The following is a 25,728-nucleotide window of genomic DNA, read 5'->3' as shown; positions in this document are numbered from 1 at the left end:
AATGGGCTCTGCTGTATTTTGTTTGAAATCAAAATCGCGGACACCATCGTGTCCGCGAAACGGGTTTTACCCGATTTTTTCTCGATACCACCCACCAGGATAGTCGGTCGGCTGTTTTCCCTCATCGAGCTTCAACCATTGAAGGAATCGCTCTGCGCCCAGATCGTGCTCAAATAAGCTCAGAGCGCATCGCCGGCCTGAATCATCTCCATCTGGAATGGCAAATACTCGTCCGCCAGGAAGAACAAGCTTTTTGATTATTGTGGCTTGTTCTTCGCTCATGACCCAGCCCATGAGAGCTACTACATTGGGAAATCCCATTTGGGTAAGCCACCAGACCGAAGCGAAACCCTCCACAATGATAAGAGTACCCACATCGCCAGACTGTATTTGTGCGTATGGGTGTGTCGCAAGAGAGGCAATAGAGATTTGATGGCTTTACCGGGATACTATTCATTTTTGCCAGCACTGTCGCACCAGCGAAAATCAGAAAGCAGAAAAATGTGGGGATGGAAGCCCCAAAAACAATTCCGACTAAGCAAAGAAGGAACAAGCTCGCTAAACTCGCAATGACAAAGGGAAAGGGTTGACGCGACAAATACTCGGCTCTGGTTTCTCTTGGATTATTGACATAGGTCACATCGTTCATGGCAGTATCCTTTCGTGCAATCGGCGCGACTAGACATACCTCCTTTTGAGCCACGTTTCAATCCGCCGTTCGACTTTTTTCCGTTTGGTATTATACCGCTGTCGCGATCGGCGAAGGATTGCCTCGCTGTGGGATCTTCGCTTTTGATATGGCGCAAAGCTTTTCGCGATAAACGGTGCCTGATGAAACAGGCGGGCGCAGAATTCAAAATTTGCGAGCCCAGTGAATCGAGAAGCAGCAAAATCTCCACCAAATTGGCGTTCAAGCAAAGCGCCGTCGGCTTCACTAATCCGAAATGAAATCATTGAGCCAACATTTCCAAAAACAGCCTTTTGGATGGGTTGCGGAATTTGATCTAAATATTGATGCGCCAGGGTAAGGGAGAGGCGATATTTGCGCGCCTCCGACAGAATGCTCGCGAAGGATTCCGTTGCGCAGTTCTGAAACTCATCAACGTACAGGAAAAAATCTTCGCGTTCTTCTTCACAAATATCGGTCCGAGAGAGCGCCGCCACCTCAAAACCTGTTGTCAGGAGCGAGCCGAGCAAAATGCTGTGAATCTCACCAATTTTACCCTTGCTCAAGTTGGCAATAAAAATCTGGCGGCGGTCCATGATGGAACGAAAATTGATTGTCGTTTCCACCTGCCCGAGGATATTGCGTAGCGCAGGATTGAGAAATAACTGGCCAACCTTGTTTTGAATCGGGCTGACAACTTCTTGCTGAAACGATTTGTCGTATCGCGAAAATTCATTGTTCCAAAAAGAGGCCACCATTGGATCCTTCACTTGCCTTACCACCCATGCCCGGTATTCTTCGTCATAAAGCATTCTCGACACACCTAATAGGCTGGTGTTATCGCATTGAAGAAGTGCAGCCAAGGTGGCGTAGAGCACATAAGCGCACCCATGAACTCAAGCTCAAGCGCGGGCAGTGGCCGGGCGGCAAGACTTTTGGTTTTACCTTTGACCACCGCACCAAAATGTATATCCAACATGCTGAAGAGGCGAAGATTTTGAGGGAACTTTACGAGAAGGTTTTAGGCGACCGTCTGGGCTTTGAAGCGGCTTCGGCTTGGCTGGCACAACAAGGAGTGATTTCGATATTCAGCAGCAAGCCGTTCTCCAAATCAAAAATGAAAATCCTTCTCAGCAATCGCCGGTATGTGGGAATTATGGAATGGAGGGGTGAAACTTTTGAAGACAAGTGCCCTGCGATCATTCCGATTGAACTGTTTGAGGCAGTTCAGAAAATGATAAAAGTTCGCAGTAAGCCTCGAAAAGTCCGCAAAGGCCACGATTTTCCGTTCTGCGGCATTTTTCGTTGTTCCTGTGGCGCGATGATGACCGCGCAATGGGCCAAGGGCAACGGTGGTACGTATCGCTACTATCGCTGTTCTCGTAAGGCGCACCGGCCATGTAACGAGCCTTACCTCCTGGAAGCCAACCTGCTCACGCAGTGTTTGACGCGGCTCAAGCCGTTGGGAATCTCCGCGCCGGAAGCAAAAGAGCTTCGCGAGGTCATCGAGGCGGAACGCCAATCAAGCCAAGCGTCATTCAAAGGTGAAATTATTAAAACGGATGCTTCCCTCCAATCGCTTGAAGAAAAACTCCGCAGGCTAACGCGTTGCTTGCTGGATGAAGTTGTTGACGAGGAAACCTACCGCATGGCTAAGGACGAAATCATCACTGAAAAAACACGTCTGAAGCATGAAAAACAAAGGCTTCAAAGAAGCCACCAAGTTTCGTGGATCGAACCATCGCTCGACCGCGTAAACACATTGGAAACATTGGGGAAATTAGAGGCAACCGTGACAATTTCCGAAATATCGAAAATTGTTCAAAAAGTTGGAACGAACCACCTTATTTCGCGCAAAAACGTCACCTTTTCGGTGTTGCCAGATTACGATTTAATCCCGTCGTTATTGGCTTCCGCGAGAGTTTCCTCACCCCACCAGCCATCGTCTCTCGGCGAACAAAACTGGTGGAGTATTAAATGGTGCGCGAGAGAGGACTTGAACCTCCACCCCTTGCGGGACCAGATCCTAAGTCTGGCGTGTCTGCCATTTCACCACTCGCGCATTCTTTATGAACCATTTACCAGCGAAACTGGGCCGCGCATGACAGTTGCCACAATGTTGCGGAATGAAACTCAATCAACGTCAAGCAAAACTGAGGCAAAGCCGAAGTCGCTCCGGTACAGATATACCAAGGTAACCAACCGCCGCAAGCACGCAGTTGGTATTTGGAAACGTAATGGGAAGCTCATCGCTCGCATCATCGTTGAAAACAACTGGAGCATAAAGGGACTCCAATGGGTGACTCTGAAATAGTTTCCTAAATGCGGAAATGGGAGAAAATTAATATGGCACGGGGCCGACCCAGAAATTTACGCCAGATTCCGGCGCATTCCCAAGTTCGGCCCCGTGCATTTTATCAGTAGAATCAATGATTATGGTCATGATCATTGTCATGGCCGTGATCATTGTGATCATCATGGCCGTGATTTTCATGGAAAGGAACTTCATGGCCATGAGCGTCGTGGCGGTAGCGCTCGTTGCGAATCGTGTGGGTGCGCCAGTCTCCGTGACCTGCTTCCCATTTATGCCATCGCTCAAGGCGCGGTCCATCCATTGTCAGCCAAACATTGCCGGCACCCAGATAGTAGTATTGTGAGCCAACGACTCCAACATACTCGGTACCGTCCCACACATAACTGTCCGGCACAGTGGTGACAACGACCGGCGGCGGCGCTGGCGCCACGACCACCGGAGCAGGCACATTTATGTTTACTCCGACCCCAACCCCTGCCAATAGAGGCAACGCGGCGAGCGTCGAAATACCGGCCGCCAGGGTGATTGATTTTATAATGTTTGTGTTTTTAGTTTTCATGCTCTGGTTTAGGAGCTTGAAGTGTACCGCAGAAAAAGTGAGGCCATTTCCGTGATTTTGATGGAAAAAATCCGAAAATGGGCCCGATATTTTGATTGGTGCGATATGCAGTCGCGTACGGCCAAGGGATTCGCAATATGAAAAAGCAAATTGCAATACTTACGCAAAGTTGCTTTTTGCATAAGGGCTCGCGAATGAATTCTTGATTTAGACTGCCTTGAAATCAGCTTGGATTCGTCCACACTAATGCGTATGAGATTCAGCCGAAATATTCATCCATACCAACGCGCGCTGTTTTTGGTGTTCGTCGCCGTGATGGCGCTTTCGTCCGTGGCCAATGCGCAGACCAATGCCGTGAAACGGGAGTCGGGAAACTTGACTGCGGTTTTGCCTCTGGAAAAATCGGCGAGCCGGGGCATTGTCACGCGCGATCCGTCCGACATCGTCCAGTGCAAGGATGAATATTGGGTCTTTTACACGGGGCGGGGCGTGCCGTCTTATCATTCCAAGGATTTGGTGAAGTGGGAACGCGGGCCGGCGGTATTCAAAACGGCGCCGGAATGGATCGCCACCACGGTTCCCGAAAACCACAACCTGTCCTGCTGGGCGCCCGACATCATGAAAGTCGGCAATCGGTATCTGCTTTATTATGCCGTTTCGACGATGGGAAAAATAACTTCCGGCATCGGTCTTGCCACGAATGCGACCTTGGACCCAAGCGATCCGGCGTATCATTGGACGGATGAAGGTGTCGTCGTGCGGACGCAAAAGGGTGACGACTACAACGCGATTGATCCATCGGTGTTTCTCGATACGGACGGCGCCTTGTGGCTGACATTTGGTTCGTATTGGAGCGGTATCAAACTGATTCAACTAGATCCTAAAACCGGCAAACGCATCGTGCCGGATTCGCGGATGTATTCACTGGCTTACAACGAATCCATCGAGGCTTCTTATCTGTGCAAGCATGATGACTACTATTATCTTTTTGTGAATTGGGGTTCCTGCTGCCAGGGTCCCAGGAGTACTTACAATATTCGCATCGGGCGGAGCAAGAAGATCACCGGGCCGTACCTGGACAAAGCTGGCGTGGATATGTTGCATAGCGGCGGCAGCGTATTTCTGGATACGGACAACGGGCCGTTAATCGGACCGGGACATGCGGGCACTCTGAACGCGGAAGGCAGAAATTGGTTCACTTCGGATTTTGAAGGCGATATTCGAATGAATGGCAAAGCCACGCTGGCGATCATGCCTTTGAAATGGAATGCGGACGGCTGGCCGGAGGCGACGGTGAATGATGTCCAATCGGCAAACTCTGGGGAACCTGCGTCCAAGTAAACGCAGCAGGTGGGCAAGCCCGGCGGAATTTACGCGGGCACTTCCCAGCCGGCGCGATAGGTTTCCTTGAGATATTTATCGGCTTCGGGGGCGTTGGTGCATTTCATCGCGGTGGAATCCCACGCGACTTTTTTGCCGACACGCATGGCGACAAGGCCCAGCAAACCGACTTCGGTCAAGGCCGCGCCATAGGCGAAGTTCGAGCCCGCCTGCGGGCCGCCTTTGCAGGCGTCGAGCCATTCGCGATGGTGGCCTTTCGAGCGTTTCAAGGTTGGCGCGGGACGTTTGTAAGCTTCGTCTGCGCTTTCGGGAAGCAGGCGTGAGCGGCCGCCCCAGCCGGGACTGGTCATCGCGCCTTTGTCGCCAATGAAAAGAATTCCGTTGCCCTCAAATTGATCGTCGAGGTCCATGCTTTCAGGGCGCGATGGTTTCAAGCCGCCTTCGTACCACATGAATTTTACCGGCGGCATTTTGCCACGCGCGCCGAAATGATACGTGTAAATTCCCGCGGCGGGAGCGATGTAATCATCCACCGGGCCAGCGGAGGACGCTTCGATGCTCGACGGTTTTTTTAGATCGAGCGCCCAACAGGCGGAGTCGAAGTTGTGGCAGAAAAAATCGCCGATAGGCGCGGTGCCGAAATCCCAAAAATCGCGCCAGCGAACCGGATTGAGCGCGTGGCTGTAACCGCGGACGGCGCGTGGCCCGAGCCATAAATCCCAATCCACACCTGCGGGCGTGGGGTCATCCGCGGGACGGCCAGTGAGGCCTTTATTCCAACGCGTCGCGGCAGTCCAGGCATGGACTTCGCGGACATCGCCGATGCAGCCGTCCCAAATCATTTCGCAAGTCTGGCGGATGAAATCGCCGGAGTGTCCCTGATTACCCATTTGCGTGGCGACGCCGGTTTCCGCCGCAACTTTGGCGACGTGCCGCGCTTCCCAAACATTGTGCGTCAGTGGTTTTTCGCAATAGACATGTTTGCCCTGGCGCATCGCCGTGACTGTGACATAGGCATGCAGATGATCGGGTGTCGCGCAGAGGATGGCGTCCACGGATTTTTCTTTGGCGAGCAAGTCGCGAAAATCCACGTAGGGCGTGACTTTGTAATTCGGTGTTTTAGCGGAAAAATGTTTTTCGATCTCGTCTTTGACGGGAATACGGCCCGCGTTGCCTTTGAAATAAAAATCGCTCAAGTCCTGCGTCTCGACGGGGTCGGCGACGGCAATGATTTGGGCGTCGGGCAATTCAAATAGCGCGCGCACATTTGTGCGGCCTTGGCCGCCGCAACCGATGATGGCGATGTTCACCTTTTCGCTCGGCGGAACAAAACCCACGCCGCCCAGCACATAACGCGGAATGATGGAGAAGCCGGCAACGGTGGCGGACGTACGGCGAATGAACGAACGGCGCGTGAGGCCGCTTTTGGTTTTGCTGCGAGATTGGTTCACTTGCTGTCCTCCGCATCGGCAAAGCCGCGAACGTAGCCGATGCATTGCGCGATGTCGGGCACGCTGTTGGCCCAGTCGCGTTCGTATTCGATGGAAATATTGCCGTCGAATTTTTGGCGATGCAATTCGCGGAGGATGCCGCGGACATTCGTCACGCCGAGGCCGAGCACGACGTCGGGAGAATCGGGATTGCCGGATTCGGGAATATCCTTCAAATGCACGCTGATGACGCGGCCTTCAAAAAGTTTCAACGCGGCGACGGCGTCCACGCCGGAACGCGTCCAATGTCCGACGTCCGCGCACACGCCAAAACGTGGATCCCGGCCTTTGACGAGCGAGAACACATAATTCGGATCCCATAATTTATAATCAGGATGCGCGGCGCGATGCGGATGGCAATGAATTCCAGCGGAAATATTGTATTCTTTGACGAGCTTTTCGATCATGTCCATCTGGTCGGCCGTGGGCTCGATAGTGATCGCGCGCGCGCCAAGTTTTTTGGCGAATTCAAACACCTGCTGCGCGCCTGCTTCGTCCTTCGGAATATCCACCACGCCGAAGTTGACGATGAGCAAGCCGCACTGTTTCGCTTTCGTTTTTAATTTCTCAATCGTCTTGTCCGAAGCGGTGGGCAGCACCTTGGTCGTAGGCTCATCGGGACTTAGCATTTGCCCGGGATACAACTCGATCACCTTGCCGCCAGCCGCGACGGTTTTGTCCATCGCTTCAAAAGCGGTGAAGCGATGAAACATGTAAGCCTGGCAACCGACCACGAAACCACCGACGCGATATTCCGGGCCGAGCGGTTCAGCGGCGCGAGCGCTAAGCGCCATCGCCACCACCAAAAACGAAGCGAGAAAAACCTGCCGGAGTTTCATGGCGTCACGCTCCGACCGGTTGCAAAACCTGGGCGGGTTTCTTCGCGTATTCTTCCTTGATGATCGTGCGCATGAACTCGGCGGCGAGTTGCGCATTCTTGTCGGCGAATTCGATGCCCACCGTTTTTCCATTAACAACGGGCAGTTGATGGCAGAGTTCGTAACTGGTGTAACCGTGATAACCGATTTCGCGCATGGCCTTCGCGAAGTCGCGGTAATATTGATTGGTTTCACCCGTGACCACGCCGTCAATACGATCCACGCCCGTGATGCTGCCATCGGGATTGCGGTCGAACTCGCCGCCGAAATGCGACATCACTTGCAGCTTGCCGACAGCACGCGCGGCTTCGCGCATCGCGGCGAGACTCTTGTCGGGCATGAGCGGGGCATCGAGACAAACTTTGAGATGCGGTGAATTTACTTCGCGAACCATCCGCAGGACGTCGCTGTGATCACGGATGAGCGGCTTGTGATTTTGCAGCGCGAGGGTGACACCCATTTCGCGGGCGTATTGTGCGCTCTCGATCAAAGCTTCGCGGCACCAACCCCAAATTTCCTCTTCGGTAAATTTTTCGTGCAGCACGGGCCAATTATTTTCGGGAATGTCGTAGCTCGCAAGTTTCGGGTGGCGCGTGATTCCCCACCACGCGAGAAATACGCGCAGGTCTTTTGCGCCCATGTCGGCGGTCATGCGGATCAATTCGCGCATGAAACAAATCTGGGCCTCGCGCACCTCGGGAACCGGACTGCTGAAATCGTTGTTGGCGGCAACTCCGAGAATTTCGACTCCGGTGTTGTCGGCGAAGCGGCGCAAATCCTGGCACTTGGCTTTCGGCCAATCGAGCGGGTTGCCGTGCGGACGTTTGCCGTCAATCTCGACGCCGTCGTAGCCAAATTTTTTTGCCGTGACGATGAGTTCAGGCAGGGTGAGGGCTTCGCCGTTGTACCAGCAGCCGAGGTAAGTGATGCTATAGAGTCCGATTTTCATAAATCATTTTGCAATTCGCCTCTGAAGGTAGCGCGGCGGGCAAAAGGATTATTGCGCGGAAGCGGCAGACTTTGTGCCAGGAACGGCAGCGGAGTTTTTGTAATGACGGCGGTATTCGCGCGGGGTGCGGCCGAATTGACGGCGGAACTCGCGCGCGAAATGGCTCTGGTCGGCGAACCCGCAATTCAACGCGAGTTCAGACAATGAATCCTCGGTGTAGATCAACGCGCGCGTGGCGATGCGCAGGCGAAGTTTGCGCAAATATTTTTGCGGCGTGAGATGAAAGCTGGCGAGGAACTGCCGCTCGAAGGCGCGCAGGGACATGCCGGAAACCTTGGCGAGTTCCTCATTGGTGATGGGCGAGGCGTAATGCTCGCGAATGTATTCGAGCACGCGGCTGAAACCGGCATTGGCGCCGGATTGCGGGGCGGGTTGATTGAGCACGCGCGTGATGCCGGCGGTGCCGACGATTTTTCCTTTGGCATCGCGGACGGGAATTTTATTGGTGACGTTCCACGCGGGGGCATCGGGAGATTCGCCGACGCGTTCGATGCGATTGACGATGCGGTTGCCGGCGAGAACGTATTCGTCATCGAGACGGAATTGGTCGGCGAGAAAGCCAGGTGAAAGATCGTAATCGGTTTTGCCGAGGATGTTTTTCTCGGAAGCGCCGGCATCGAGTTCGGGATGGGCGAGGGTGTGGTTCAGTAGAAAGGTGCGGTTGACCCAGAGGTAGCGGCCTTCGCGGTCTTTGACCCAGGCGAGGACGTCCTCGACGAAATCAAAAAGTGAGACGAGATCGAATGGCGCTTCGCGTGTCATGCGGTGAGGAATTTTGGCTAAATGGGGGATTACGGCAAGAGGTATGTGGGGGTGAATTTGTGGACGGTGGGTATTCGGAAGGAGGTTTGACGCAGAGGCGCAGAGGCGGAAGAGGCGCAGAGAGGAGGCGGAACGATAAGGGATTTTGGAAGAGGAAATTATGGCTGGAGTTGTTTTTCGCAGGTGTGGAGGCGGCGGGTGAGGAAGATTTTTTCGGATTTGATTTCGGCGAGGGTGATGGATTTTTTTAGATGCGCGGCGGCGGCGGCGAAATGTTCGCAGCGGAATTCCAACTCGCCCAGCACGGCGTAGAGGAGATAATAATCTTCGAGCGACCGGCGATCGGCGATGGCGTTGATGGCGGCGATGCCTTCCCCGGGGCCGCAGACGTTGGCCAGCGCGACGGCGCGGTTGAGGGCGACGACGGGGGAATCGTCGAAGCCGATGAGATGATCGTAGAGCGAAAGAATTTGCGGCCAGTCGGTGGATTCATAATCGCTCGCGGCGCAATGACAGGCGGCGATGCCCGCTTGCAGATGGTATTCCGTCACTTCGCCGCCGGCGGCGGATTGCGCGAAGTGAAACATGCCGCGCGCGAGCATCGGCTGGTCCCATTGCAGACGATCCTGTTCCTGAAGGCGCAGCAGATTTCCCGCGACATCCAGGCGCGTGGACAAACGCGCGGCGTTCAAAAACATCAAGGCGAGCAAAGCGTGTGTACGGGGGCAATTTCCCGCGGCGTGTTCGGAAAGCAGCGTGGCGAGACGGATCGCTTCGTGGCAAAGCTCTTCGCGCACGAGCCGTTCGCCGCTGGAGGCCTTGTAACCTTCGTTGAAAAGCAGATAAAGCGTTTGCAGGACGCCATCGAGGCGGCGGGATAATTCACCGCGCGCGGGAATTTCAAAGGGCACCTGGACATCGCGAATTTTTTGACGCGCGCGCGTGAGGCGTTTCGCGATGGCGGCTTCGCTGGTCAAAAACGCGCGGCTGATTTCGGCGATGCTGAAACCGCAAAGCGTCTTCAACGCGAGCGCCACCTGCGCGTCGGCGGGAACGAGCGGATGGCAGCAGACGAACATCATGCGCAAATGATCGTCCTTGAGGTCCTGTTCCTGAAAAGCAGATTCGCCGCCGGGCGCGGGACTGCGCTCCATGAACGTGACGATTTGGGTCTCCTTGCTGCGGAAATTTTTTTCGCGCCGGACGACGTCGAGGGCGAGATTGCGCGAGACTTGCATGAGCCACGCGGCGGGATTTTTTGGCACGCCATAATACGGCCAGGTTTGCAGGGCGCGCGCGAGCGCTTCCTGGACGACGTCCTCGGCGAGTTGCAGATTTTCGATGCCGAAGATGCCGGTCAGCGTGGCGACGAGCCGGGCGGATTCATGGCGGAAAAGATGTTCCACCACCCGGGAAATATCCCCGGATGGTGGCGAATCTACGGCTGCGGGAGCATGCATGATGTTCCCGGCGAAGACTCAAGCCGCGGCGTGCGCGAGCTGGTTTTCCTGCATGTGCCGCATCGCGGGGCATTCCGCGGCGACGGGGCGCACTTCAACGATGGCGCCGTAATCGAGGCCGGGGCATTGCTTGGCGATGGCGACGGCTTCGTCCATGCTCTCGACTTCGAGGAAGAAAAAACCGCCGACGGCTTCCTTGGCTTCGGCATAAGGACCGTCGGCGACGACGCGGCCTTTTTTGCCGGAGATAACTTTGCCGGTGTTTTCGAGGGGGTGACCGGCCTTGGCGCGGCCATCGCTCATCAGGCCTTCGAACCAGCCTTTCCATTCGCCGAGAACGGTTTGAATTTGCTCCGGCGAAAGGCCTTTGGTCCAGCTAGTGTCGCGGAAGAACAGGATGTATTGATTTTTCATAATTTTATTTTTGTTAAGTTGCGATCCATTCGATCGTTCATAGAGACGACGAACGAAGGATCGCGATCAGGACATTTATTTTTTCTTTTTCATGCCCTTGGCGATTTCCCAAAGGGCGAAGGTGTTGTTCTCGGTGTCCTGACAGACGGCAAAACAGCCCATGTTGGGGACGACGGTTTTTTCCATGATCACTTTGCCGCCGAGTTTGGTAACTTTTTTGGCAGCGGTGGTGACGGAGGGGACGAGAACGTAATTGGTGATGGATTGCTCGGGGCATTTGCGCTGCATCATGCCGCCGTCGGGCGTGGGGTCGGGGCCGCCGGTATCAATGTGCCAGTAGCTGTCCATGTTGGGGATGGGATTGATCTTCCAGCCGAAGAGTGAGCTGTAGAATTTCTTGGCGCGATTCATATCGTCCGCCGGGATTTCAAACCAGATGATGCTGGCCGATGGTTTCGTGGATTTGCTCATAATATTTTCGTTATTGTTGATGGACGTTCGTTAATCTAACAAAGGAATGACGAACGATGTTACCCCGTTCAGGACAATTATTTTTATTTTTTCGGCGAAGGCAAGGGGAAGCTGAAAATACTTTTGAACCGCGGAGACGCGGAGGCGCGGAGGTCTGAAAAATTAAAAGGTGGCGAATGGATTGAAAAATAATTTACGGGTTAAAAAGAAAAGGAGGTTGGAGAAAATGATTCTTCTCCAACCTCCGCGTCTCCACGGTTCAATTAGGTTTTGAGGTTATTTCTCAGTCGCGGCGTCGGCGATGCCTTCGTCTTCGACGAGGGTCCATTGGCTGTCGGGATTGTATTCCTTGATGTCGCGCGCGAGATGCAAGGTGTCTTCACCCAAGTTGCGCTGATAGATTTTGCCGTCCTGGTTGACGATGAAGGTCATAACGCCCGATTGGTCCCACTTTTCGGGATAGGCAATGAGCGCGAAGCCGCCGGTCAATTTGCCATCAGAAACATAGTTCATTTTTCCGCCGGGCGCGGCCTCGCCCTGGCGCGTCAGGATGTGAAAGTAATAGCCGTGAAACGGATGCGGCCGCAGGTGTGAGGTGTAGCCTTCCGCATGCGCTTCCGCAACGAGCGGGCCGAACGGACTTTCCGGTTCGCCGTCCGCAGCGTGCCAATACAAGCCATCCTTTTTGCCAGCCGAACTTTTGAATTTTTCGGCGTAAGTGTTTTGATTGGCGCTGGCGAATTGTTGCTGCGCTTTTACATACGCGCGGCAAACGCCTATGGCGCTCAACTCATCTTTGCCGACGTGGCGGTTGATGATTTCTTCTTTGCCGGCGGCGGTATCGAATTGCCATTGGTCATTGACCTTCACGAGCGGAATGGGCAAGGGCCAATGATTGGTGCCGATTTCGAGCGTGACCTTGTCGCCCTCGGTAACGGGACTGCAACCTTCGGCCATCACATTCGCGAACTTCTGCGCGTTTTGCGCGTCCTGAACTTTATCGCCAGTGAGAAGCTCTTTGAATTGCGGGCCGAAGATTTCGCGCAGGGCGCCTTCGTCTTTGCTTTCGGCGGCGGTGCGGAGCGCCTGGATGGCTTCGTCCGGCGAAGGGAATTTACGGCCGTCGGGTTTGGTGGAGGAATCGTCCGCTGCGGCTGAATTGAGCGGACTAAAGCCGATGCTCAGAGCGGCGACGGTGGCGAGGAGAGTGGCAGGTTGAAAAATTTGTTTGGAGAATTTCATAATGATGGGCAGTTCAAGTTGGAAAAGTTTTAGCGCCGTCCGTGAAAGCCGCCGCCATGGGCATAACCCCGGCTTACAAAACCGCGATGGCTATAAGCATGCACGTCATGGACGCGACCGAAGCCGCCACCGAACACGGTGACTTCGGGCCCGGGAACATATACGTCGCCACCGTCAGGACCGACGTATCCCACGCAACCGGTCACAATGACAATCAGTGCCACGGCGAGGCCGAACACAGCAGATTTAATATATGGCATTTTGTTCATGGGATCCTCCCGATTGCAGAAGATTTGAAATCGCTGAAACCCGCCAGGTTCGCCCGGCCCGCCACCCATGATATAGCCCCACTTCTATCATGAGACGATAGAGATAACTGATCTTTCTGTGTATGCTTCATAAGGGATACATAAATGCGAACGGGCTTTAGTCAAGAGGGGGATTTCAGGCAATGAAACGGGCGTTTTAGAAGGGTTTTTACAAGGCGGCGGTATCACCAAAAGCAAAACGGGCGGACTTTTTAGGTCCGCCCGCGCGAGAATAAATTGGAGGTTCGCGAGTTAGGCGCGTTCCATGTATTTACCGGTGCGAGTATCAATCTTGAGCTTCTCGCCGGTTTTGATGAAGAGCGGGGCCTGGACGGTGATGCCGGTTTCCATGATGACGGGCTTTTGCATGTTGTTGGCGGAGTCGCCGCGGATGCCTTCCGGCGCGTCTTTGACCGTGAGCACGACACTCGAGGGCAGTTCGATGGAAACGGCTTTTTCTTCGACGAACGTGGTGGTGACCTGAGAATTTTCGACCAGGAAATTTTTGGCGTCGCCGACGATTTCTTCCGTCAAGTTCACGGTCTCAAAAGTTTCGGGATCGGAGAAAACATAATCCTCGCCGTCCTTATAGCTGTATTCCATCTTGCGCGTCATCATGGGGATGACTTCGATCTTTTCCGTGGAGCTGAAGCGCACGTCGGAAGATTTGCCGGTCTTGATGCTGCGGATGGTCGCCTGGACGAAGGCGCGCAGGTTGCCGGGGGTGCGATGCTGACTGTCGAGCACCACGGCTACGTCGCCATTATAATTGATCGCCATGCCACGGCGGAGGTCGTTTGCGGTTGCCATAAAATATATTCGTTAAATGTTAGTGCCGCGTATCAAGCGGCGGAACCGTGGAAATTAGCCAAAAGGCGCGATATTGCAAGCGCAGAATTTTCCATTTTGGCTTCGCTCTGTCATTGACGGGGCCAGCGGCATGGTTTCCTATGGTGAGCGAAGGACGATCGCGAGCCGGGTTGTGAACCAGCAAGCGGATTTTGAATGATGGGTTTATGGGAACTTCGCGTCGAAAAATATTTCTATTTTTGCTGCTGTTCTTTTTTGCGGCCGCGCTTTTGTTCGAGTGCCTGAAGGCGGGGCGGGAACCAAAACTGACGGTCAAATTTTTATCCATCACGAATGACACGGGCGCGTGGTGTGCGAACTTTGCGATCACGAATGTGGGTGGTTCAACCGCCGTCACCGCTTTTGGCTTTGGTAAAATCGAGACTTTGGGAAAACCCGGAAGCATCTCGGTTGGTTATCGCGCCGCCGTGAAGCATTTGCGTCCGGGAGAAGGGGAAATCATCACGGCGGTTTTGCCCACGGCGATGAGTGGGCGCTGGCGATTTAATTGTTACTGCGCACGGAATGGATTGCGGGACCGGATATATCAGTGGCAGTGGGGACCGAATGGGCCGGGCGCACGCGCCAATTCATTTGTGCCGAGATTTCTTAAAGGCATGAGGTTGAGTGTTGGCGGGACCAGCGATTGGATTGGGCCGTAAGAAGCTGAAGATATTTTTACGGATACGTGAGGCGGTAGAACAGGCTTCCGGTTGACAACGTGTTCGTTACGCAATTATTGGTGATCGGCCCAAGGTAATTTTGCCAGGAAAGTGAGAGCGGATCGCTGTTGGTTTCAAGTATCCAATCGCGTGCTGTTAGTGGCCACGAGACGATAATATTTCCATTAGTGCAGATGATAGACAATAGCGGCGACGGCTCCGACATGATGTTCAAAAAAGCGGCCTGGCCATATTTCAAAGTGGGAATCGAGTCCCAAGTGCCATTGCCAAGATAGGTGTTGGTGCTGGAGAAGGTTATTACCTGTTCGCCCACAAATGGAATCCGACCCAGGATGGACAGAAAAATGTTTGTACCTGTGTCAATTTGAGGTGCTTTATCAGCAAGGAGGTAGAGCCCGTTTGGCCCGGTAAAAACTGGTGGGAAAGGCGAGATTGCAGGGCCATCAGGGATGGGAAGAGTTCCATCAGAGTTGATCACATAGCCATAAAATGAGTTTGAAAATGGCTCCGGTGTAACAAGCATGGCGCCAACCCCTGGAGGCAAGGTGAAATCAAACGTCCAGGAGCCGTGGGTAAATGTAGAGTTGGTATCAAACGATAAAGTGACCGGATTCCAAAGATAAATCGTCGCGCCTTCTGGCGGGCCATATGCCGGGTTAGGATAATTGTGAAACAACTCACTCAGTGTGTTGCTCACCCCCTCAAGCGGGTTCGAGAAGAGGCCACGAAATCCACATTGATATAGCCAACGAAATGAAGTTGATAATTCGTTGTCTGAGCGGAAGCGTGCGCCAGCGCGAGAGATAAAGCCAGAGGTGTCAAAACTCCTGCTCGGGTAAGTATAGACCTCATACTATCATCTTGAAACTATTGATGCCGTAACAAGCGGATGCTAAATCATACCTTGGCGCAAGGCAAGAGACTTTGAAATAGCGCAGAATTTTCCAATTCACATATTGAATCCATGAAATTGGATCGGAGTGCATCCGCGCACTAGCTCCAAGTGGCAAGATGGGTCGTGCCACATAGCCGCAGTTCCGCAGGGACGAAAGAAATATTTCTGAAATCATCCAGACTCGCGCCGTGTTTGTTTTCGTTAGATTCTTTCGTCCCTGGCGGGACTCGAATTGGAAGCGAACTAAAACCCAGCCATAAATGGCTGGGCTAAGATCTTTCGTCCCTGCGGGACTGCGGACGGCGGAGCAGCAGCTCCGCCCTACCGTGCCCTGGATTGTCGGTTGTCCATGCGGGACTTAGGGCGGCTGCGCGGCAGCGCAGCCCTACCATGCGCTAGAATATCAGTTGTCCTTGCGGCGGCATTGGGAGCGTCATCTTACCATTGCGCGGATGCGTCATAGATGTTCAAGCCATTAAATCGAATAAATGGGATGTAAATTACGCTCGAATTTGACAGTGCCCAAAACCGGTCATAGGTTTGTTTGTAACTTCAACCGGAATGATTTTATGAATGCCACTCCCACACCATCGGACCCAAATTTTCACGCCATTCACATTCGCCAACGCCTGGATGAACTCGTTGAGCATCTGCGCGCCGACGTTGAGAAGGTCAAGGAGCCGAAAGCGCAGGCGCTGTTTGAGACGACCGCTGAAGTGCTGAAAGGGCTTTCCACAGCGTTTGAACATTATGGCGCAAAATCTGAAAAAGCGTGGCAATAGATTTGTCGCGAAAAAGTTTGAAACTGAAATCTTGAAACTCGATTTCCGTGCCGTCATGCTGCGCGCATGATGACGCTACTCGTTGGCACGAATCGTCCGGGCAGCAATACGCGCAAAGTCGCCCGGCAGATCGAAGAAATTTATAAGCAGCTTCAGGTGCCGCTGAAGGTGGTGGATCTGGCGGAATTGCCCCCGGAGATTTTTGCGCCGACTTCCTACGGTGAAAAACCGGCGGCGTTTGCGCCTTTTTCCGAGGCCATTCTTAAGTCCACGGCGTTGATCATCGTGACGCCGGAATATAACGGCGGGATTCCGGGTATCTTGAAATACTTCATAGACATGTTGAAGTTTCCCGAGAGCTTTCATCATCGCCCGGTTTGTTTTGTCGGGTTGGCGGCGGGCATGTGGGGCGCGCTTCGACCGGTGGAACAGCTTCAGCAAATTTTTGGCTATCGCAATGCCTACATTTTTCCCGAGCGCGTATTTCTGCCGCTCGTGGGCAATTCGCTGGATGGCGAAGGCAAGTTGAGCAATGCGGAAATTGTGGGCCGGTTGAAAACCCAGGCGGAAGGATTTATCGAGTTCGTGAAACGGTTTCAAACGAAGTAATTATTTTTGCACGTGCACGACGTTTGGACTCACCATGATCACCGCCGCTAATCTCGCCGTATGCAGTTGGTCATTGCGTCCGGCTGATCCCGATGACCTGATCCGGCAACTGCAAACCATCGGCATCCAACGCGTGCAGATCGCGCTCGATCCATTGCGTTCGCAGCCGGCGGTGTGGGGAGTTCTGCCGGAGTTGTGCGCGAAAAATGGAATTACTTTTGCGTCGGCGATGATTGCGACCGTGGGCGAAGATTATTCGACGATGGAATCCATCGCGCAAACCGGCGGGGTGGTCCCGGATGCGACGTGGGAGGAAAATTGGCGCAACATCCAGGCGGATGCGGAAATTGCGCGAGCACTGGGCGTCAAGCTGGTGACGTTTCACGCGGGATTTTTGCCGCATGATCCGAGCGACCGCACGTTTCAGAAATTGCTTCAACGAATCACGTTGATCGCGGAATTATTTGCGGCGAAAGGAATGGAACTTGGTTTTGAGACGGGACAGGAAAAGGCGGAGACGCTGCGCACTTTTTTGCGACTGCTTAACCAGCCGAACGTGGGCGTGAATTACGATCCGGCGAATATCATTTTGTATGACATGGAAGATCCGATCGCGGCGTTGCGCGCGCTGGGGCCGTGGCTCAAGCAGTGCCACATCAAGGACGCGGTGAAGACGAAGAAGCCCGGCACGTGGGGGCAGGAGGTGGTGGTGGGCATGGGGCAGGTGGATTGGGCCGCGTTTTTTCGCACGGTCGAGCAACTGCGCTTCAGCGGAAATTTTTGCATTGAACGCGAGGCGGGTGAACAACGCGTGGCGGACATTTGCGCGGCGCACGAATATCTCGCGCGCTTCACCCAATGAAAACTGTGAGCGTGGGCGTGGGCGTAGTGGGAGTGGGTTTCATGGGCGCGACGCACATCAAGGCGTATCACAAAATTCCCGGCGCGCGCGTGGCGGCGGTTTGCAGCACGAGAAAATTACCGGCGGATGGCGATCTGTCTGGCGCGGGTGGAAATATTGGCGATACGCAACCGTTCAAGCTCGACCTCGCGCAGGTCAGGGCGTACACGGATTTTGCGCAACTGCTCGCGGACCCCGGCGTTGATTTGATTGACCTGTGCGTGCCGACGCGATGGCATGTGCCGCTGGCGGTTGCGGCGTTGCGTGCGGGCAAACATGTTTTGTGCGAAAAACCGCTGGCGCGGACGCCGGCGTTGTGCCGGGAGATTGTGGAAGCGGCGGCGAGCGCCAAAGGATTTTTTATGCCGGCGATGGTGATGCGTTTCTGGCCGGAATGGACGTGGCTCAAACAAACCATTGACGCGCAAACGTACGGCAAAGTTTTGGCCGCGCGCTTCCGCCGGGTGTCGCCGCCGCCGGCGTGGGGCAATGCGAATTATTTTAACGGAGAAGATTCCGGCGGCGCGCTTTTGGATTTTCACATTCACGATACGGATTTCGTGCAATTTTGTTTTGGGCGTCCGCGGAGTGTTTTCTCAACGGGCATCACGCGGTTCAGCGGCGCGCCGGATCATGTGGTGACGTCGTATCAGGTGGCGGACGGAACTCCCGTGACGGCGGAGGCGAGTTGGCTGATGGCGGACTCGTTTGGATTCAAAATGGAATACACGGTGAATTTCGAGCGGGCGACGGTGGACTTTGATTTGTCGCGTGGAGTGGAGTCGCTCAAGATTTATGAGCCAGGCCAGGCGGGGCGTGTTGTTTCATGCGAGGCGGGGGATGGTTACCTGGGCGAGACGCGTTATTTTATTGACTGCATTCAAAGGGGGGTTGCGCCGAGCGTTGTGACGGCGGCGGATGGCTTGAGTGCGGTTGAGATTTGTGAGGCGGAGGAAAAATCCATCAGGACGGGTGCGGTGGTTTCGTTATAAGTCCACTGCAAATTGGGTAATCAAGACATTGACACTATGGTTATCCCAGTTAAGTTGGGTCACTCTTATCGGGAACAAAAATATAACCGAGAATCTATGAAAGCCTTACTTGCATTATCTCTCACCGCCGCCACTTTGATTGCCAGTTTGACCACCACGTTTGCCGATGCCGCCAAGGCGCCGGCGGTGGGTGAGGCTGCGCCGCTGGTCGAAGGTAAAAATCAGGATGGTAAAAATTGGAAACTTTCCGATGACATTGGAAAGAAAGTCGTGCTGCTTTATTTTTATCCCAAGGACGATACCAGGGGTTGCACGAAGGAGGCTTGTGGGCTTCGGGATCGCATGGGCGACCTGGGCAAGGACAATGTTGAGGTGGTGGGGGTTAGTTTTGATTCGGCGGCGAGCCATCAACAATTCATCAGCAAGTACACGCTGAATTTTCCGTTGATCGCGGATACGGATGGGAAGATCGCCGATGTTTATGGCGTTCGGATGCCGGGTAGAAACATGGATCGGCGCGTGAGCTTTTTGATCGGGCTGGATGGGAAAATTGTTCACGTCACGGACAATCCCTCCGCTGATGTGCATCTCGATGAAATGAAGCAGGCGATTGCGACCGTGCCGAAGAAGTAAAATTCATTTGGCGAAGTGGCTGGTATTTGGCGGCGATGGTTGTAATGACCATCGCCGTTTTCTTCGCGCTCGACAATTTGGGGGATTCGGCGGACAGTGGCGGACGGCTGTTGCGGAAAACCAGCCGTGTTTTACCAAAAACCGCATGACACATTCAGCGACATTTTCAGGCTACGCCGCGCAGTTGCGCGAGTTCATCCGCGCCGGAGTTTCCGGCGATGAACGGTTCAATCATCTGGCGGGCGAACTTTTCAGACTTCAATTCACGCACAATGCGGCGTATCGGCGATTTTGCGAGGCGCGGGGAATCTCGCCGGATAAGATTAGCGATTGGCGGCAGATTCCGGCGATGCCGACGGCGGCGTTCAAGGAATTGGAAGTGACGAGTTTGCCGGTTGAACAACGCGCACGCGCGTTTCATTCGAGCGGCACGACGGCGCAACGGCCCAGCCGCCATTTTCACAACGCGGATTCGCTGGCGATTTATGAGGCTTCGCTGTTGCCGTGGTTTCGTCAACATTTGCTGCCTGAGGCCGGGCGCGCGGATTTTTTATTTTTGACGCCTTCGCCGGAGCAGTCGCCGAATTCTTCGCTGGTACACATGTTTGAAACGGTGAGCCGTGAATTTGGTTTGGGTGAAGCACTTTTTTGCGGGATGGCGCTGAGTGATGGGGCGTGGGAATTGGATTGGGAGCTTACGCGCACGTCGTTGGAGAATGCCATCGCTTCCAATCGTCCGTTGATTGTGTTGGGCACGGCGTTTAATTTTGTGCATCTGACGGATCGGATGCAGGGAGACAATTTGCGTTTGAAATTGCCGGTGGGTTCGCGCGCGATGGAAACGGGTGGTTACAAAGGGCGTTCGCGGGAGATGGCCAAGACGGAATTGCACGCGTTTATTTCGCACTCGCTGGGTATTTCTCCGGCGAACATCATTTGCGAATACGGCATGAGTGAATTGAGTTCGCAGGCTTATGACGGGGTGGTTGGAAACGGACAAGCGAGGCGATTTCATTTTCCACCGTGGGCGCGGGTGCAGATTGTTTCGCCGGAAACCGGGCGCGAGGCTGCCGAGGGAGAAACGGGATTGATTCGCATTTTTGATTTGGCGAATGTTTATTCCGTGATGGCGATTCAGATGGAAGACCTGGGCGCGCGACGCGGCGACGGGTTTGAATTGCTCGGACGCGTGGCGCTCGCGGAATCGCGCGGCTGCTCACTCCAAAGCGCATGATTTTATGAAACGCATTTTGCTCCTGTTCATTCTTTTGTTTCCACTGGCGACGCTGCTGTTCTGGATTTGGGAGGGCGTGCATAATCGCACGACGCTGCCGCACGCGGCGGTGGACGAAACGAATTTTCCTGCGACGGCGACCCACAGACAATGAGGGGCGGCCGCAATCACGCTTAGATGAACCTGCCGAATTATTTTTTAGCCGACCTGCCGCCGGAAGCGGCGCTGACGCAGACCATCATTGCCGACGCGTGCCAAACCTTGAAACGCAATCGCGAGCGTTACCTGGCGGAGCGGACGGCGGCATCGCTGATCCGGCTGATCGCAAAAGTCACGGAGAATTGGCTGGACTCGGAATATCCCATTCGCCAGTTCGCGCTGGCGCAGGGGCCGGCGGCGACCGGTTTTTCGCGGCAAACTTTGGCGCATGGGTTGGACACTTTTTTCCGGCAGATCACAACGGAAAATTTGCGCGCATTGATGATGCAGGAATTGGGAACGGTGGACCGCCTCGATGTGTTCAGCGCGACGGCGGCTGAAACTTCAGCCCAACGCGCGGCACTGGCGCGCGGGCCGGAATTGCTGGTGCAGATCGCGGGCGGCACGCTGCCGAATCCGATTTTTATGAGCATCATTTTGGGGTTGCTCACCAAGTCGGCGCAATTTGTGAAGTGCGCGAGCGGATGTTCGTTTCTGCCGCGAATGTTCGCGCATTCGCTTTATGAAGCGGATGGGAAACTGGGCGCGTGCCTGGAAGTCGCCGAGTGGCGCGGCGGTTCGATGAATTTGGAGATGCCGCTGTTCAAAGAGGCGGATTGCGTGACCGCGACGGGCAGCGACGAAACGCTCAGCGAGATACGGTATCATTTGCCGGTGAAGACGCGGTTCGTGGGATATGGGCATCGCGTGAGTTTTGGTTATGTCGCGCACGAAATGTTGTCCGGGTTTAATCCCAAAAAAATTGCGACGCGGGCGGCGATGGATGTGATCGCGTGGGACCAGCAGGGTTGTCTTTCGCCGCATGTTATTTATGTGGAACACGGCGGGGAATTGACCGGCGAATTATTCGCCAAAATGATCGCGGAAGAATTGGCGCGGCTGGAAAGCGAGCAGCCGCGCGGGGCGCTGCCAGCGGAGACGGCGGCGGTGATCGCATCCAAACGCGCCTTCTATGAGATTCGCGCGGCGCATTCGCCGGACACGCTGATGTGGCACAGCGAAAATTCCACGGCGTGGACGGTGATCTACGAGAGCGATCCGCGGTTTCAACTGTCCTGTCTCAACCGTTTTATTTACGTGAAAGGCGTGGCGAATTTGACCGAGGCATTGCAGGGGGCGGACAGCGTGATCGGCAAGGTTTCGACGGTGGGTTTGGCGGCGACGGAAGATCGCGCGCAGCATTTCGCGACGCAGTTGGCGCGCTGGGGTATCACGCGCGTTTGTCCGCTCGGCAAGATGCAGAATCCGCCGCTGCTGTGGCGTCACGATGGGCGGCCGGCGCTGGGGGATTTGGTTACGTGGGCGGATTGGGAGCAGGATTGAGGAAATAAAAATTAAAAATTTAAAATTAAAAATGCAAAATTTGGAATGTGCTTTTGGAGTTGGGTACGTGTGCACCATTAAGTGCGGGCGAGGGGAGTGCGTTTCTCAAAATTCCCGGACGCAGTTCTTCAAACAAATTGCCTGAATTGCCATGTATTTCACCTCTGAAAGAAATGGATGGGACCACCTCTCCCCGGCCCTCTCCCCCGCGAGCGGCGGAGAGGGAGAAGAATTTTTTTCACGATTCATCGGTATAGTCCGTGAACGATTGGCGCTCGTGGAATTTCTTCATGAAGCTTTCCGTGAAGCGTCGTCAGAAATTAAAAATTTAAAATTAAAATGCAAAATTTGGAATGTGCGTTTGAAGCTGGGGGTAAATACATTGCGTCCGTCAGGGGTGGGGGAGAGGGTGGGTTTACCGAAGTTCCCGCACGCAACGCCCCAAACAAGTTACTGGTATTCACCTCTGAAAAAAATGGGTGGGACCACCTCTCCCCGGCCCTCTCCCCCGCAAGCGGCGGAGAGGGAGAAGAATTTTTTGCAGGGTTTAGCACGCGCGGCTACGCACGCCATCGTCGGCCATGTGAGATTGGGTTTGGCCACGTTCAACCACGTTTGGTCGCGGCCGGTCGGCTGGATTGCTTTTGCTGGCGTACGAATGCCTTACCGGCGGCGCGGCGGCGCGGCCCTACCATCGGAGGCGGTGATAAGATATGCCCCTGAAAACTCACTTTGCTTTTTTTGATTTTGCATTTTTAATTTTTAATTCAAACGAAGATGGAACTACGAAAAACATTTCAATTTGAGGCGGCACATTTGTTGCCGCATTTGCCGAAGAATCATAAGTGCCGGCGTTTGCATGGCCACAGCTTCACGGCTGAGATCGTGGTGAGCGGCGAATGCGATCCGCGGCTGGGGTGGGTGATGGATTATGCGGAGATTTCGGCGGCGTTCAAACCGCTTTGGGAAAAGCTCGACCATTATTATCTCAATGAAATTCCCGGGCTGGAAAATCCCACGAGCGAAAATGTGGCGATCTGGATCTGGAAAAAGTTGAAACCGAAATTGCCGTTGTTGAGTGAAGTGGTGGTGGCGGAGACTTGCACGGCGAAGTGTGTCTATCGCGGGGAGTGACGAGGCTACGGGTTTTTTTCGGGCGCGGCGGATGAGTTGGTGGAGTTTGTGGAAGCGGCGGGTGTTGCGGTTGCGGGTTTTTCTTTGGTGGTCATGCCGCCGATCAGCACCCACGCGGCGAGAGCGAGGTTGGAGGCCACCATCGCGAAGATAAAATATTTGAGAAATTTGCCCGCGTTCACGCGTGTGCAGATTGACAAAAAAATCGCGGTCGTCAACACTGCGGGCATTAAGCGATTTCGACGTGCCAATCAGGGAACCGTTTTGAAGAAAAGTGGGTGGGATTTATTGAACGGATAAAGATGTGGCCGGCGGGGGCGCCAGCCACTGCACGCGAGGGCGCGTGCGCTCCCCGGGACAAGATGGAGATGTTCGCCCGGCGGATGGATGCAATCGAATAATCGAACTGGGGTGGGCGTCGGTTATGGCGGATAGATAATGAGATCAGTTGGTTTTGGAGAAAACATGATGCCATCAGAAATAAAGACGAGAAATGTGTTCGGCAAGGATGCCGAACACTGCACGCGGGACGCGTGCGCTCCCCAAGACCCACTTCGGTTTGTTTTTGAACGGCGGGAATGGGGGGGGGGCCGCAGAGCAAAACCGGTACTTGGCTTCCGTGCGGTAAATAAACTTATTGTAAGGACGGCGATGGTTTTGGTTTTTGCATTCGCTGGCGGATTTGATTTGAGCGCCGTCCACGCGGACGACGCGATTGATTTCAATGCGCAGGTAAAACCGATTTTGGAGAACAACTGCGTCCGCTGCCATAATCCCGAAAAGGCCAAGAGCAAACTGCGTCTCGATAATCGCGCCGATGCGTTCAAAGGCGGCGCAGACGGGATTGACATCGTGCCCGGCGACCCGGCGAAGAGTCCGCTTTACACGTCCACGCAACTGCCGGCAGACGATGATAAAAAGATGCCGCCGAAGGACGAATCGCTGACGAAGGCGCAGACCGAGACGCTGCGATTATGGATTTTGCAGGGAGCGAAATGGCCGGAGGGCGTGACGCTGATTGCGCGGAAGATCGTGGTGGCGGAAACGAACGACGAGGTGGCGACGATTTCCGAGATTCGCAAAAAAATAATCGCGCAGGGAAACGCGGCGTCGCCGGCGGAAATGAAAAGTTATACCGAGACGATTCCCGGGACGAGAGTGACGTTTGACATGGTTCCGATTCCGGCGGGGACGTTCGTCATGGGCAGTCCGGAGAGCGAAGCCAAGCGCAAGGCGGATGAAGGGCCGCAGCGCAAGATAAGTGTCTCGCCATTTTGGATGGAGCGATGCGAGGTGACCTGGAATGAGTTTGAGTTGTTCATGTATCCCGAAATGAAAAAAGGGAATACGCCGGAAATCGCGGACGCGGTGACGCATCCGACGAAGCCGTATGTGGAGATGAGTTTCGGCATGGGCAAGGACGGTTTTCCGGCGATCAGCATGACGCAGCACGCGGCGAATACTTATTGCAAATGGCTGAGCGCGAAGACGGGGCATTTTTACCGGTTGCCGACGGAAGCGGAATGGGAATATGCCTGCCGCGCGGGCACGACGACGGCGTATTCTTTTGGCGATGATGTATCGAAGCTGGGTGATTACGCGTGGTTCGCGGGAAACAGCGACGGGAAATATCAGAAGGTCGGCCAGAAAAAACCGAATCCGTGGGGCTTGTTCGACATGCACGGAAACGTCGCGGAATGGACGCTCGATCAATATTCGGCGCAAGGTTATGGCGCGGCGGCGGCGGGAGTGATCGCCGATCCGTGGGTGAAAGCCACGACGCCTTATCCGCAGGCGGTTCGCGGTGGTTCGTGGCAGGATGATCCTGAATTATTGCGGAGTGCAGCGCGGCGCGGGTCGGATCCGTCGTGGAAGATGCAGGACCCGCAATTACCCAAGAGTATTTGGTATCACACGGACGCGCAATTTTTGGGCTTCCGCATCGTACGGCCATTGACGGTTCCGACGGCGGAAGAATTGAAAAATTTTTGGGACAGCGGCGTGGAGCACGATTGACCGATTGAGCGGGTCAAGCGCGAGATGATTTGCCGACGAGGCGAAATGCCCAAACACAGAGCGACGCGGCGAGGACTCCGAGCAGGGCCATGGAAATGAATTCGCCGGGGTTGGTGCGCAGGAGGTCGCGTTCGGCGATGGCGCGCCAGGCGTGCGCGAAGGCAATGAGTCCAAAAATGATGCCGGTGGTGATGAGATACGCTTTCATGGTTGGATAGGTTGAACGTGCCGTTTTTTTAAATCGTGCAATTTCGTTGAATAGAGTGGCGGGGTTGGGCTTCAAAAACAAGACTGAACCGACGGCGGCGGCGTCCTGCCAAGCAGAGGGCAAAACCGGCGGTTGGCGAATGGTAAATTCGAGAAACGGTTGAAAACCGTTTCTTGCGCACGCGCGTCTGGAGTTTTCCCCCAACTGAAGTTGGGGGTTAATGAGAAGTGTTGGGTGAGTGGGTGAGATTTGGTTCCAAGCGGAAAATTCTTTCGTCCCTGGCGGGACTTGAATTGCGACGGATGGGAACCCAGCAATAAATTGCTGGGCTAATA

The 25,728-nt window shown here is 54.4% G+C and carries 29 protein-coding genes and 1 tRNA gene; 13 read left to right on the top strand and 17 right to left on the bottom strand.

Annotated elements, in window-relative coordinates:
* Positions 1-66 precede the first annotated feature (66 nt).
* The 4 genes from VH413_14940 to VH413_14925 all read right to left on the bottom strand — a co-directional run bounded on the left by VH413_14940 (position 67) and on the right by VH413_14925 (position 3,540).
* A complete protein-coding gene (locus tag VH413_14940; protein HEX3799987.1) occupies positions 67-375 on the bottom strand; it encodes a toprim domain-containing protein in 309 nt (102 codons plus the stop codon).
* Between the two features lie 303 nt (positions 376-678).
* Positions 679-1,545, bottom strand: coding sequence for a hypothetical protein (locus VH413_14935; protein HEX3799986.1), 867 nt, complete (start codon positions 1,543-1,545; stop codon positions 679-681).
* 1,100 nt (positions 1,546-2,645) lie between these two features.
* Positions 2,646-2,729 (bottom strand) — tRNA-Leu (locus tag VH413_14930).
* A gap of 364 nt (positions 2,730-3,093) precedes the next feature.
* Complete coding sequence (locus VH413_14925) at positions 3,094-3,540, bottom strand: hypothetical protein (GenBank protein ID HEX3799985.1); 447 nt, start codon at positions 3,538-3,540, stop codon at positions 3,094-3,096.
* 252 nt (positions 3,541-3,792) lie between these two features.
* Between VH413_14925 and VH413_14920 the strand changes: the two genes are divergently transcribed.
* Positions 3,793-4,881, top strand: a complete 1,089-nt coding sequence (locus VH413_14920; protein ID HEX3799984.1) for an arabinan endo-1,5-alpha-L-arabinosidase — start codon at positions 3,793-3,795, stop codon at positions 4,879-4,881.
* A 29-nt stretch (positions 4,882-4,910) separates the two neighbouring features.
* Here VH413_14920 and VH413_14915 read toward each other — a convergent pair whose 3' ends face one another.
* The 10 genes from VH413_14915 to efp form a co-directional block, all read right to left on the bottom strand.
* Positions 4,911-6,332: a Gfo/Idh/MocA family oxidoreductase gene (locus VH413_14915; protein HEX3799983.1), complete on the bottom strand. Its 1,422-nt coding sequence runs from the start codon at positions 6,330-6,332 to the stop codon at positions 4,911-4,913.
* Positions 6,329-7,210, bottom strand: coding sequence for a TIM barrel protein (locus VH413_14910; GenBank protein HEX3799982.1), 882 nt, complete (start codon positions 7,208-7,210; stop codon positions 6,329-6,331). Before VH413_14910 ends, VH413_14915 begins: the two co-directional genes overlap by 4 nt.
* A gap of 4 nt (positions 7,211-7,214) precedes the next feature.
* Positions 7,215-8,198, bottom strand: a complete 984-nt coding sequence (locus VH413_14905) for a sugar phosphate isomerase/epimerase family protein (protein ID HEX3799981.1) — start codon at positions 8,196-8,198, stop codon at positions 7,215-7,217.
* Positions 8,199-8,246: 48 nt separating this feature from the next.
* Positions 8,247-9,020, bottom strand: coding sequence for an AraC family transcriptional regulator (locus VH413_14900; GenBank protein ID HEX3799980.1), 774 nt, complete (start codon positions 9,018-9,020; stop codon positions 8,247-8,249).
* A gap of 158 nt (positions 9,021-9,178) precedes the next feature.
* Entirely contained in the window at positions 9,179-10,480 is a 1,302-nt protein-coding gene (locus tag VH413_14895; protein ID HEX3799979.1) for a sigma-70 family RNA polymerase sigma factor, read from the bottom strand.
* 18 nt (positions 10,481-10,498) lie between these two features.
* Positions 10,499-10,894 (bottom strand): YciI family protein, encoded by a 396-nt coding sequence (locus tag VH413_14890; GenBank protein ID HEX3799978.1) that lies wholly within the window; start codon positions 10,892-10,894, stop codon positions 10,499-10,501.
* A gap of 75 nt (positions 10,895-10,969) precedes the next feature.
* Positions 10,970-11,365: a VOC family protein gene (locus VH413_14885; protein ID HEX3799977.1), complete on the bottom strand. Its 396-nt coding sequence runs from the start codon at positions 11,363-11,365 to the stop codon at positions 10,970-10,972.
* 276 nt (positions 11,366-11,641) lie between these two features.
* On the bottom strand, positions 11,642-12,607 hold the full coding sequence (locus VH413_14880) for a DUF2950 domain-containing protein (GenBank protein ID HEX3799976.1): 966 nt from the start codon (positions 12,605-12,607) through the stop codon (positions 11,642-11,644).
* 29 nt (positions 12,608-12,636) lie between these two features.
* A complete protein-coding gene (locus VH413_14875) occupies positions 12,637-12,867 on the bottom strand; it encodes a hypothetical protein (protein ID HEX3799975.1) in 231 nt (76 codons plus the stop codon).
* 300 nt (positions 12,868-13,167) lie between these two features.
* On the bottom strand, positions 13,168-13,725 hold the full coding sequence (gene efp, locus VH413_14870; protein HEX3799974.1) for an elongation factor P: 558 nt from the start codon (positions 13,723-13,725) through the stop codon (positions 13,168-13,170).
* Between the two features lie 206 nt (positions 13,726-13,931).
* Between efp and VH413_14865 the strand changes: the two genes are divergently transcribed.
* Positions 13,932-14,426 carry a hypothetical protein gene (locus VH413_14865; GenBank protein ID HEX3799973.1) on the top strand — a complete coding sequence of 165 codons (495 nt, stop codon included), beginning with the start codon at positions 13,932-13,934 and terminating at the stop codon, positions 14,424-14,426.
* Positions 14,427-14,442: 16 nt separating this feature from the next.
* Here VH413_14865 and VH413_14860 read toward each other — a convergent pair whose 3' ends face one another.
* On the bottom strand, positions 14,443-15,144 hold the full coding sequence (locus VH413_14860) for a hypothetical protein (protein ID HEX3799972.1): 702 nt from the start codon (positions 15,142-15,144) through the stop codon (positions 14,443-14,445).
* 767 nt (positions 15,145-15,911) lie between these two features.
* Between VH413_14860 and VH413_14855 the strand changes: the two genes are divergently transcribed.
* From VH413_14855 to queD, 10 genes are all read left to right on the top strand, one after another.
* Positions 15,912-16,124 (top strand): hypothetical protein, encoded by a 213-nt coding sequence (locus VH413_14855; GenBank protein ID HEX3799971.1) that lies wholly within the window; start codon positions 15,912-15,914, stop codon positions 16,122-16,124.
* A gap of 66 nt (positions 16,125-16,190) precedes the next feature.
* The gene (locus tag VH413_14850; GenBank protein HEX3799970.1) at positions 16,191-16,733 is read left to right on the top strand and encodes an NAD(P)H-dependent oxidoreductase; all 543 of its coding nucleotides are present in this window, start codon (positions 16,191-16,193) and stop codon (positions 16,731-16,733) included.
* Positions 16,734-16,767: 34 nt separating this feature from the next.
* Positions 16,768-17,595, top strand: a complete 828-nt coding sequence (locus tag VH413_14845) for a sugar phosphate isomerase/epimerase family protein (protein HEX3799969.1) — start codon at positions 16,768-16,770, stop codon at positions 17,593-17,595.
* Positions 17,592-18,626 carry a Gfo/Idh/MocA family oxidoreductase gene (locus VH413_14840; GenBank protein HEX3799968.1) on the top strand — a complete coding sequence of 345 codons (1,035 nt, stop codon included), beginning with the start codon at positions 17,592-17,594 and terminating at the stop codon, positions 18,624-18,626. Before VH413_14845 ends, VH413_14840 begins: the two co-directional genes overlap by 4 nt.
* 96 nt (positions 18,627-18,722) lie before the next feature.
* Positions 18,723-19,259 (top strand): peroxiredoxin, encoded by a 537-nt coding sequence (locus VH413_14835; protein HEX3799967.1) that lies wholly within the window; start codon positions 18,723-18,725, stop codon positions 19,257-19,259.
* 145 nt (positions 19,260-19,404) lie between these two features.
* A complete protein-coding gene (locus VH413_14830) occupies positions 19,405-20,493 on the top strand; it encodes a hypothetical protein (protein ID HEX3799966.1) in 1,089 nt (362 codons plus the stop codon).
* A gap of 4 nt (positions 20,494-20,497) precedes the next feature.
* Entirely contained in the window at positions 20,498-20,647 is a 150-nt protein-coding gene (locus VH413_14825) for a hypothetical protein (GenBank protein ID HEX3799965.1), read from the top strand.
* 23 nt (positions 20,648-20,670) lie between these two features.
* Entirely contained in the window at positions 20,671-22,035 is a 1,365-nt protein-coding gene (locus tag VH413_14820; protein ID HEX3799964.1) for an acyl-CoA reductase, read from the top strand.
* A gap of 151 nt (positions 22,036-22,186) precedes the next feature.
* The gene (locus VH413_14815) at positions 22,187-22,780 is read left to right on the top strand and encodes a hypothetical protein (GenBank protein ID HEX3799963.1); all 594 of its coding nucleotides are present in this window, start codon (positions 22,187-22,189) and stop codon (positions 22,778-22,780) included.
* A 32-nt stretch (positions 22,781-22,812) separates the two neighbouring features.
* Entirely contained in the window at positions 22,813-23,169 is a 357-nt protein-coding gene (gene queD / locus VH413_14810) for a 6-carboxytetrahydropterin synthase QueD (GenBank protein HEX3799962.1), read from the top strand.
* A gap of 5 nt (positions 23,170-23,174) precedes the next feature.
* Here queD and VH413_14805 read toward each other — a convergent pair whose 3' ends face one another.
* A complete protein-coding gene (locus VH413_14805) occupies positions 23,175-23,369 on the bottom strand; it encodes a hypothetical protein (protein ID HEX3799961.1) in 195 nt (64 codons plus the stop codon).
* 451 nt (positions 23,370-23,820) lie between these two features.
* On the opposite strand from VH413_14805, the gene VH413_14800 reads away from it, so the two are divergent.
* Entirely contained in the window at positions 23,821-25,185 is a 1,365-nt protein-coding gene (locus tag VH413_14800; protein ID HEX3799960.1) for an SUMF1/EgtB/PvdO family nonheme iron enzyme, read from the top strand.
* Positions 25,186-25,198: 13 nt separating this feature from the next.
* Here VH413_14800 and VH413_14795 read toward each other — a convergent pair whose 3' ends face one another.
* Positions 25,199-25,393: a hypothetical protein gene (locus VH413_14795; GenBank protein ID HEX3799959.1), complete on the bottom strand. Its 195-nt coding sequence runs from the start codon at positions 25,391-25,393 to the stop codon at positions 25,199-25,201.
* Between the last annotated feature and the right edge of the window lie 335 nt (positions 25,394-25,728).

The organism is Verrucomicrobiia bacterium (genome assembly GCA_036268055.1).
In the GTDB taxonomy this organism is placed as follows: domain Bacteria; phylum Verrucomicrobiota; class Verrucomicrobiia; order Limisphaerales; family Pedosphaeraceae; genus DATAUW01.
This window is presented reverse-complemented; position numbering and strand designations above follow the sequence as displayed.

Bases quoted from the DNA above. Each gene is read 5' to 3' on its own strand.
- VH413_14855 (HEX3799971.1), top strand. From the start codon at position 15,912: ATGAATGCCACTCCCACACCATCGGACCCAAATTTTCACGCCATTCAC.
- VH413_14830 (HEX3799966.1), top strand. From the start codon at position 19,405: ATGACACATTCAGCGACATTTTCAGGCTACGCCGCGCAGTTGCGCGAG.
- VH413_14905 (HEX3799981.1), bottom strand. From the start codon at position 8,198: ATGAAAATCGGACTCTATAGCATCACTTACCTCGGCTGCTGGTACAAC.
- VH413_14875 (HEX3799975.1), bottom strand. From the start codon at position 12,867: ATGCCATATATTAAATCTGCTGTGTTCGGCCTCGCCGTGGCACTGATT.
- VH413_14925 (HEX3799985.1), bottom strand. From the start codon at position 3,540: ATGAAAACTAAAAACACAAACATTATAAAATCAATCACCCTGGCGGCC.
- VH413_14820 (HEX3799964.1), top strand. From the start codon at position 20,671: ATGAACCTGCCGAATTATTTTTTAGCCGACCTGCCGCCGGAAGCGGCG.
- VH413_14885 (HEX3799977.1), bottom strand. From the start codon at position 11,365: ATGAGCAAATCCACGAAACCATCGGCCAGCATCATCTGGTTTGAAATC.
- VH413_14865 (HEX3799973.1), top strand. From the start codon at position 13,932: ATGGGAACTTCGCGTCGAAAAATATTTCTATTTTTGCTGCTGTTCTTT.
- VH413_14910 (HEX3799982.1), bottom strand. From the start codon at position 7,210: ATGAAACTCCGGCAGGTTTTTCTCGCTTCGTTTTTGGTGGTGGCGATG.
- VH413_14845 (HEX3799969.1), top strand. From the start codon at position 16,768: ATGATCACCGCCGCTAATCTCGCCGTATGCAGTTGGTCATTGCGTCCG.
- VH413_14900 (HEX3799980.1), bottom strand. From the start codon at position 9,020: ATGACACGCGAAGCGCCATTCGATCTCGTCTCACTTTTTGATTTCGTC.
- VH413_14825 (HEX3799965.1), top strand. From the start codon at position 20,498: ATGAAACGCATTTTGCTCCTGTTCATTCTTTTGTTTCCACTGGCGACG.
- queD (HEX3799962.1), top strand. From the start codon at position 22,813: ATGGAACTACGAAAAACATTTCAATTTGAGGCGGCACATTTGTTGCCG.
- efp (HEX3799974.1), bottom strand. From the start codon at position 13,725: ATGGCAACCGCAAACGACCTCCGCCGTGGCATGGCGATCAATTATAAT.
- VH413_14840 (HEX3799968.1), top strand. From the start codon at position 17,592: ATGAAAACTGTGAGCGTGGGCGTGGGCGTAGTGGGAGTGGGTTTCATG.
- VH413_14850 (HEX3799970.1), top strand. From the start codon at position 16,191: ATGATGACGCTACTCGTTGGCACGAATCGTCCGGGCAGCAATACGCGC.
- VH413_14895 (HEX3799979.1), bottom strand. From the start codon at position 10,480: ATGCATGCTCCCGCAGCCGTAGATTCGCCACCATCCGGGGATATTTCC.
- VH413_14815 (HEX3799963.1), top strand. From the start codon at position 22,187: ATGTATTTCACCTCTGAAAGAAATGGATGGGACCACCTCTCCCCGGCC.
- VH413_14890 (HEX3799978.1), bottom strand. From the start codon at position 10,894: ATGAAAAATCAATACATCCTGTTCTTCCGCGACACTAGCTGGACCAAA.
- VH413_14800 (HEX3799960.1), top strand. From the start codon at position 23,821: ATGGTTTTGGTTTTTGCATTCGCTGGCGGATTTGATTTGAGCGCCGTC.
- VH413_14835 (HEX3799967.1), top strand. From the start codon at position 18,723: ATGAAAGCCTTACTTGCATTATCTCTCACCGCCGCCACTTTGATTGCC.
- VH413_14795 (HEX3799959.1), bottom strand. From the start codon at position 25,393: ATGAAAGCGTATCTCATCACCACCGGCATCATTTTTGGACTCATTGCC.
- VH413_14920 (HEX3799984.1), top strand. From the start codon at position 3,793: ATGAGATTCAGCCGAAATATTCATCCATACCAACGCGCGCTGTTTTTG.
- VH413_14880 (HEX3799976.1), bottom strand. From the start codon at position 12,607: ATGAAATTCTCCAAACAAATTTTTCAACCTGCCACTCTCCTCGCCACC.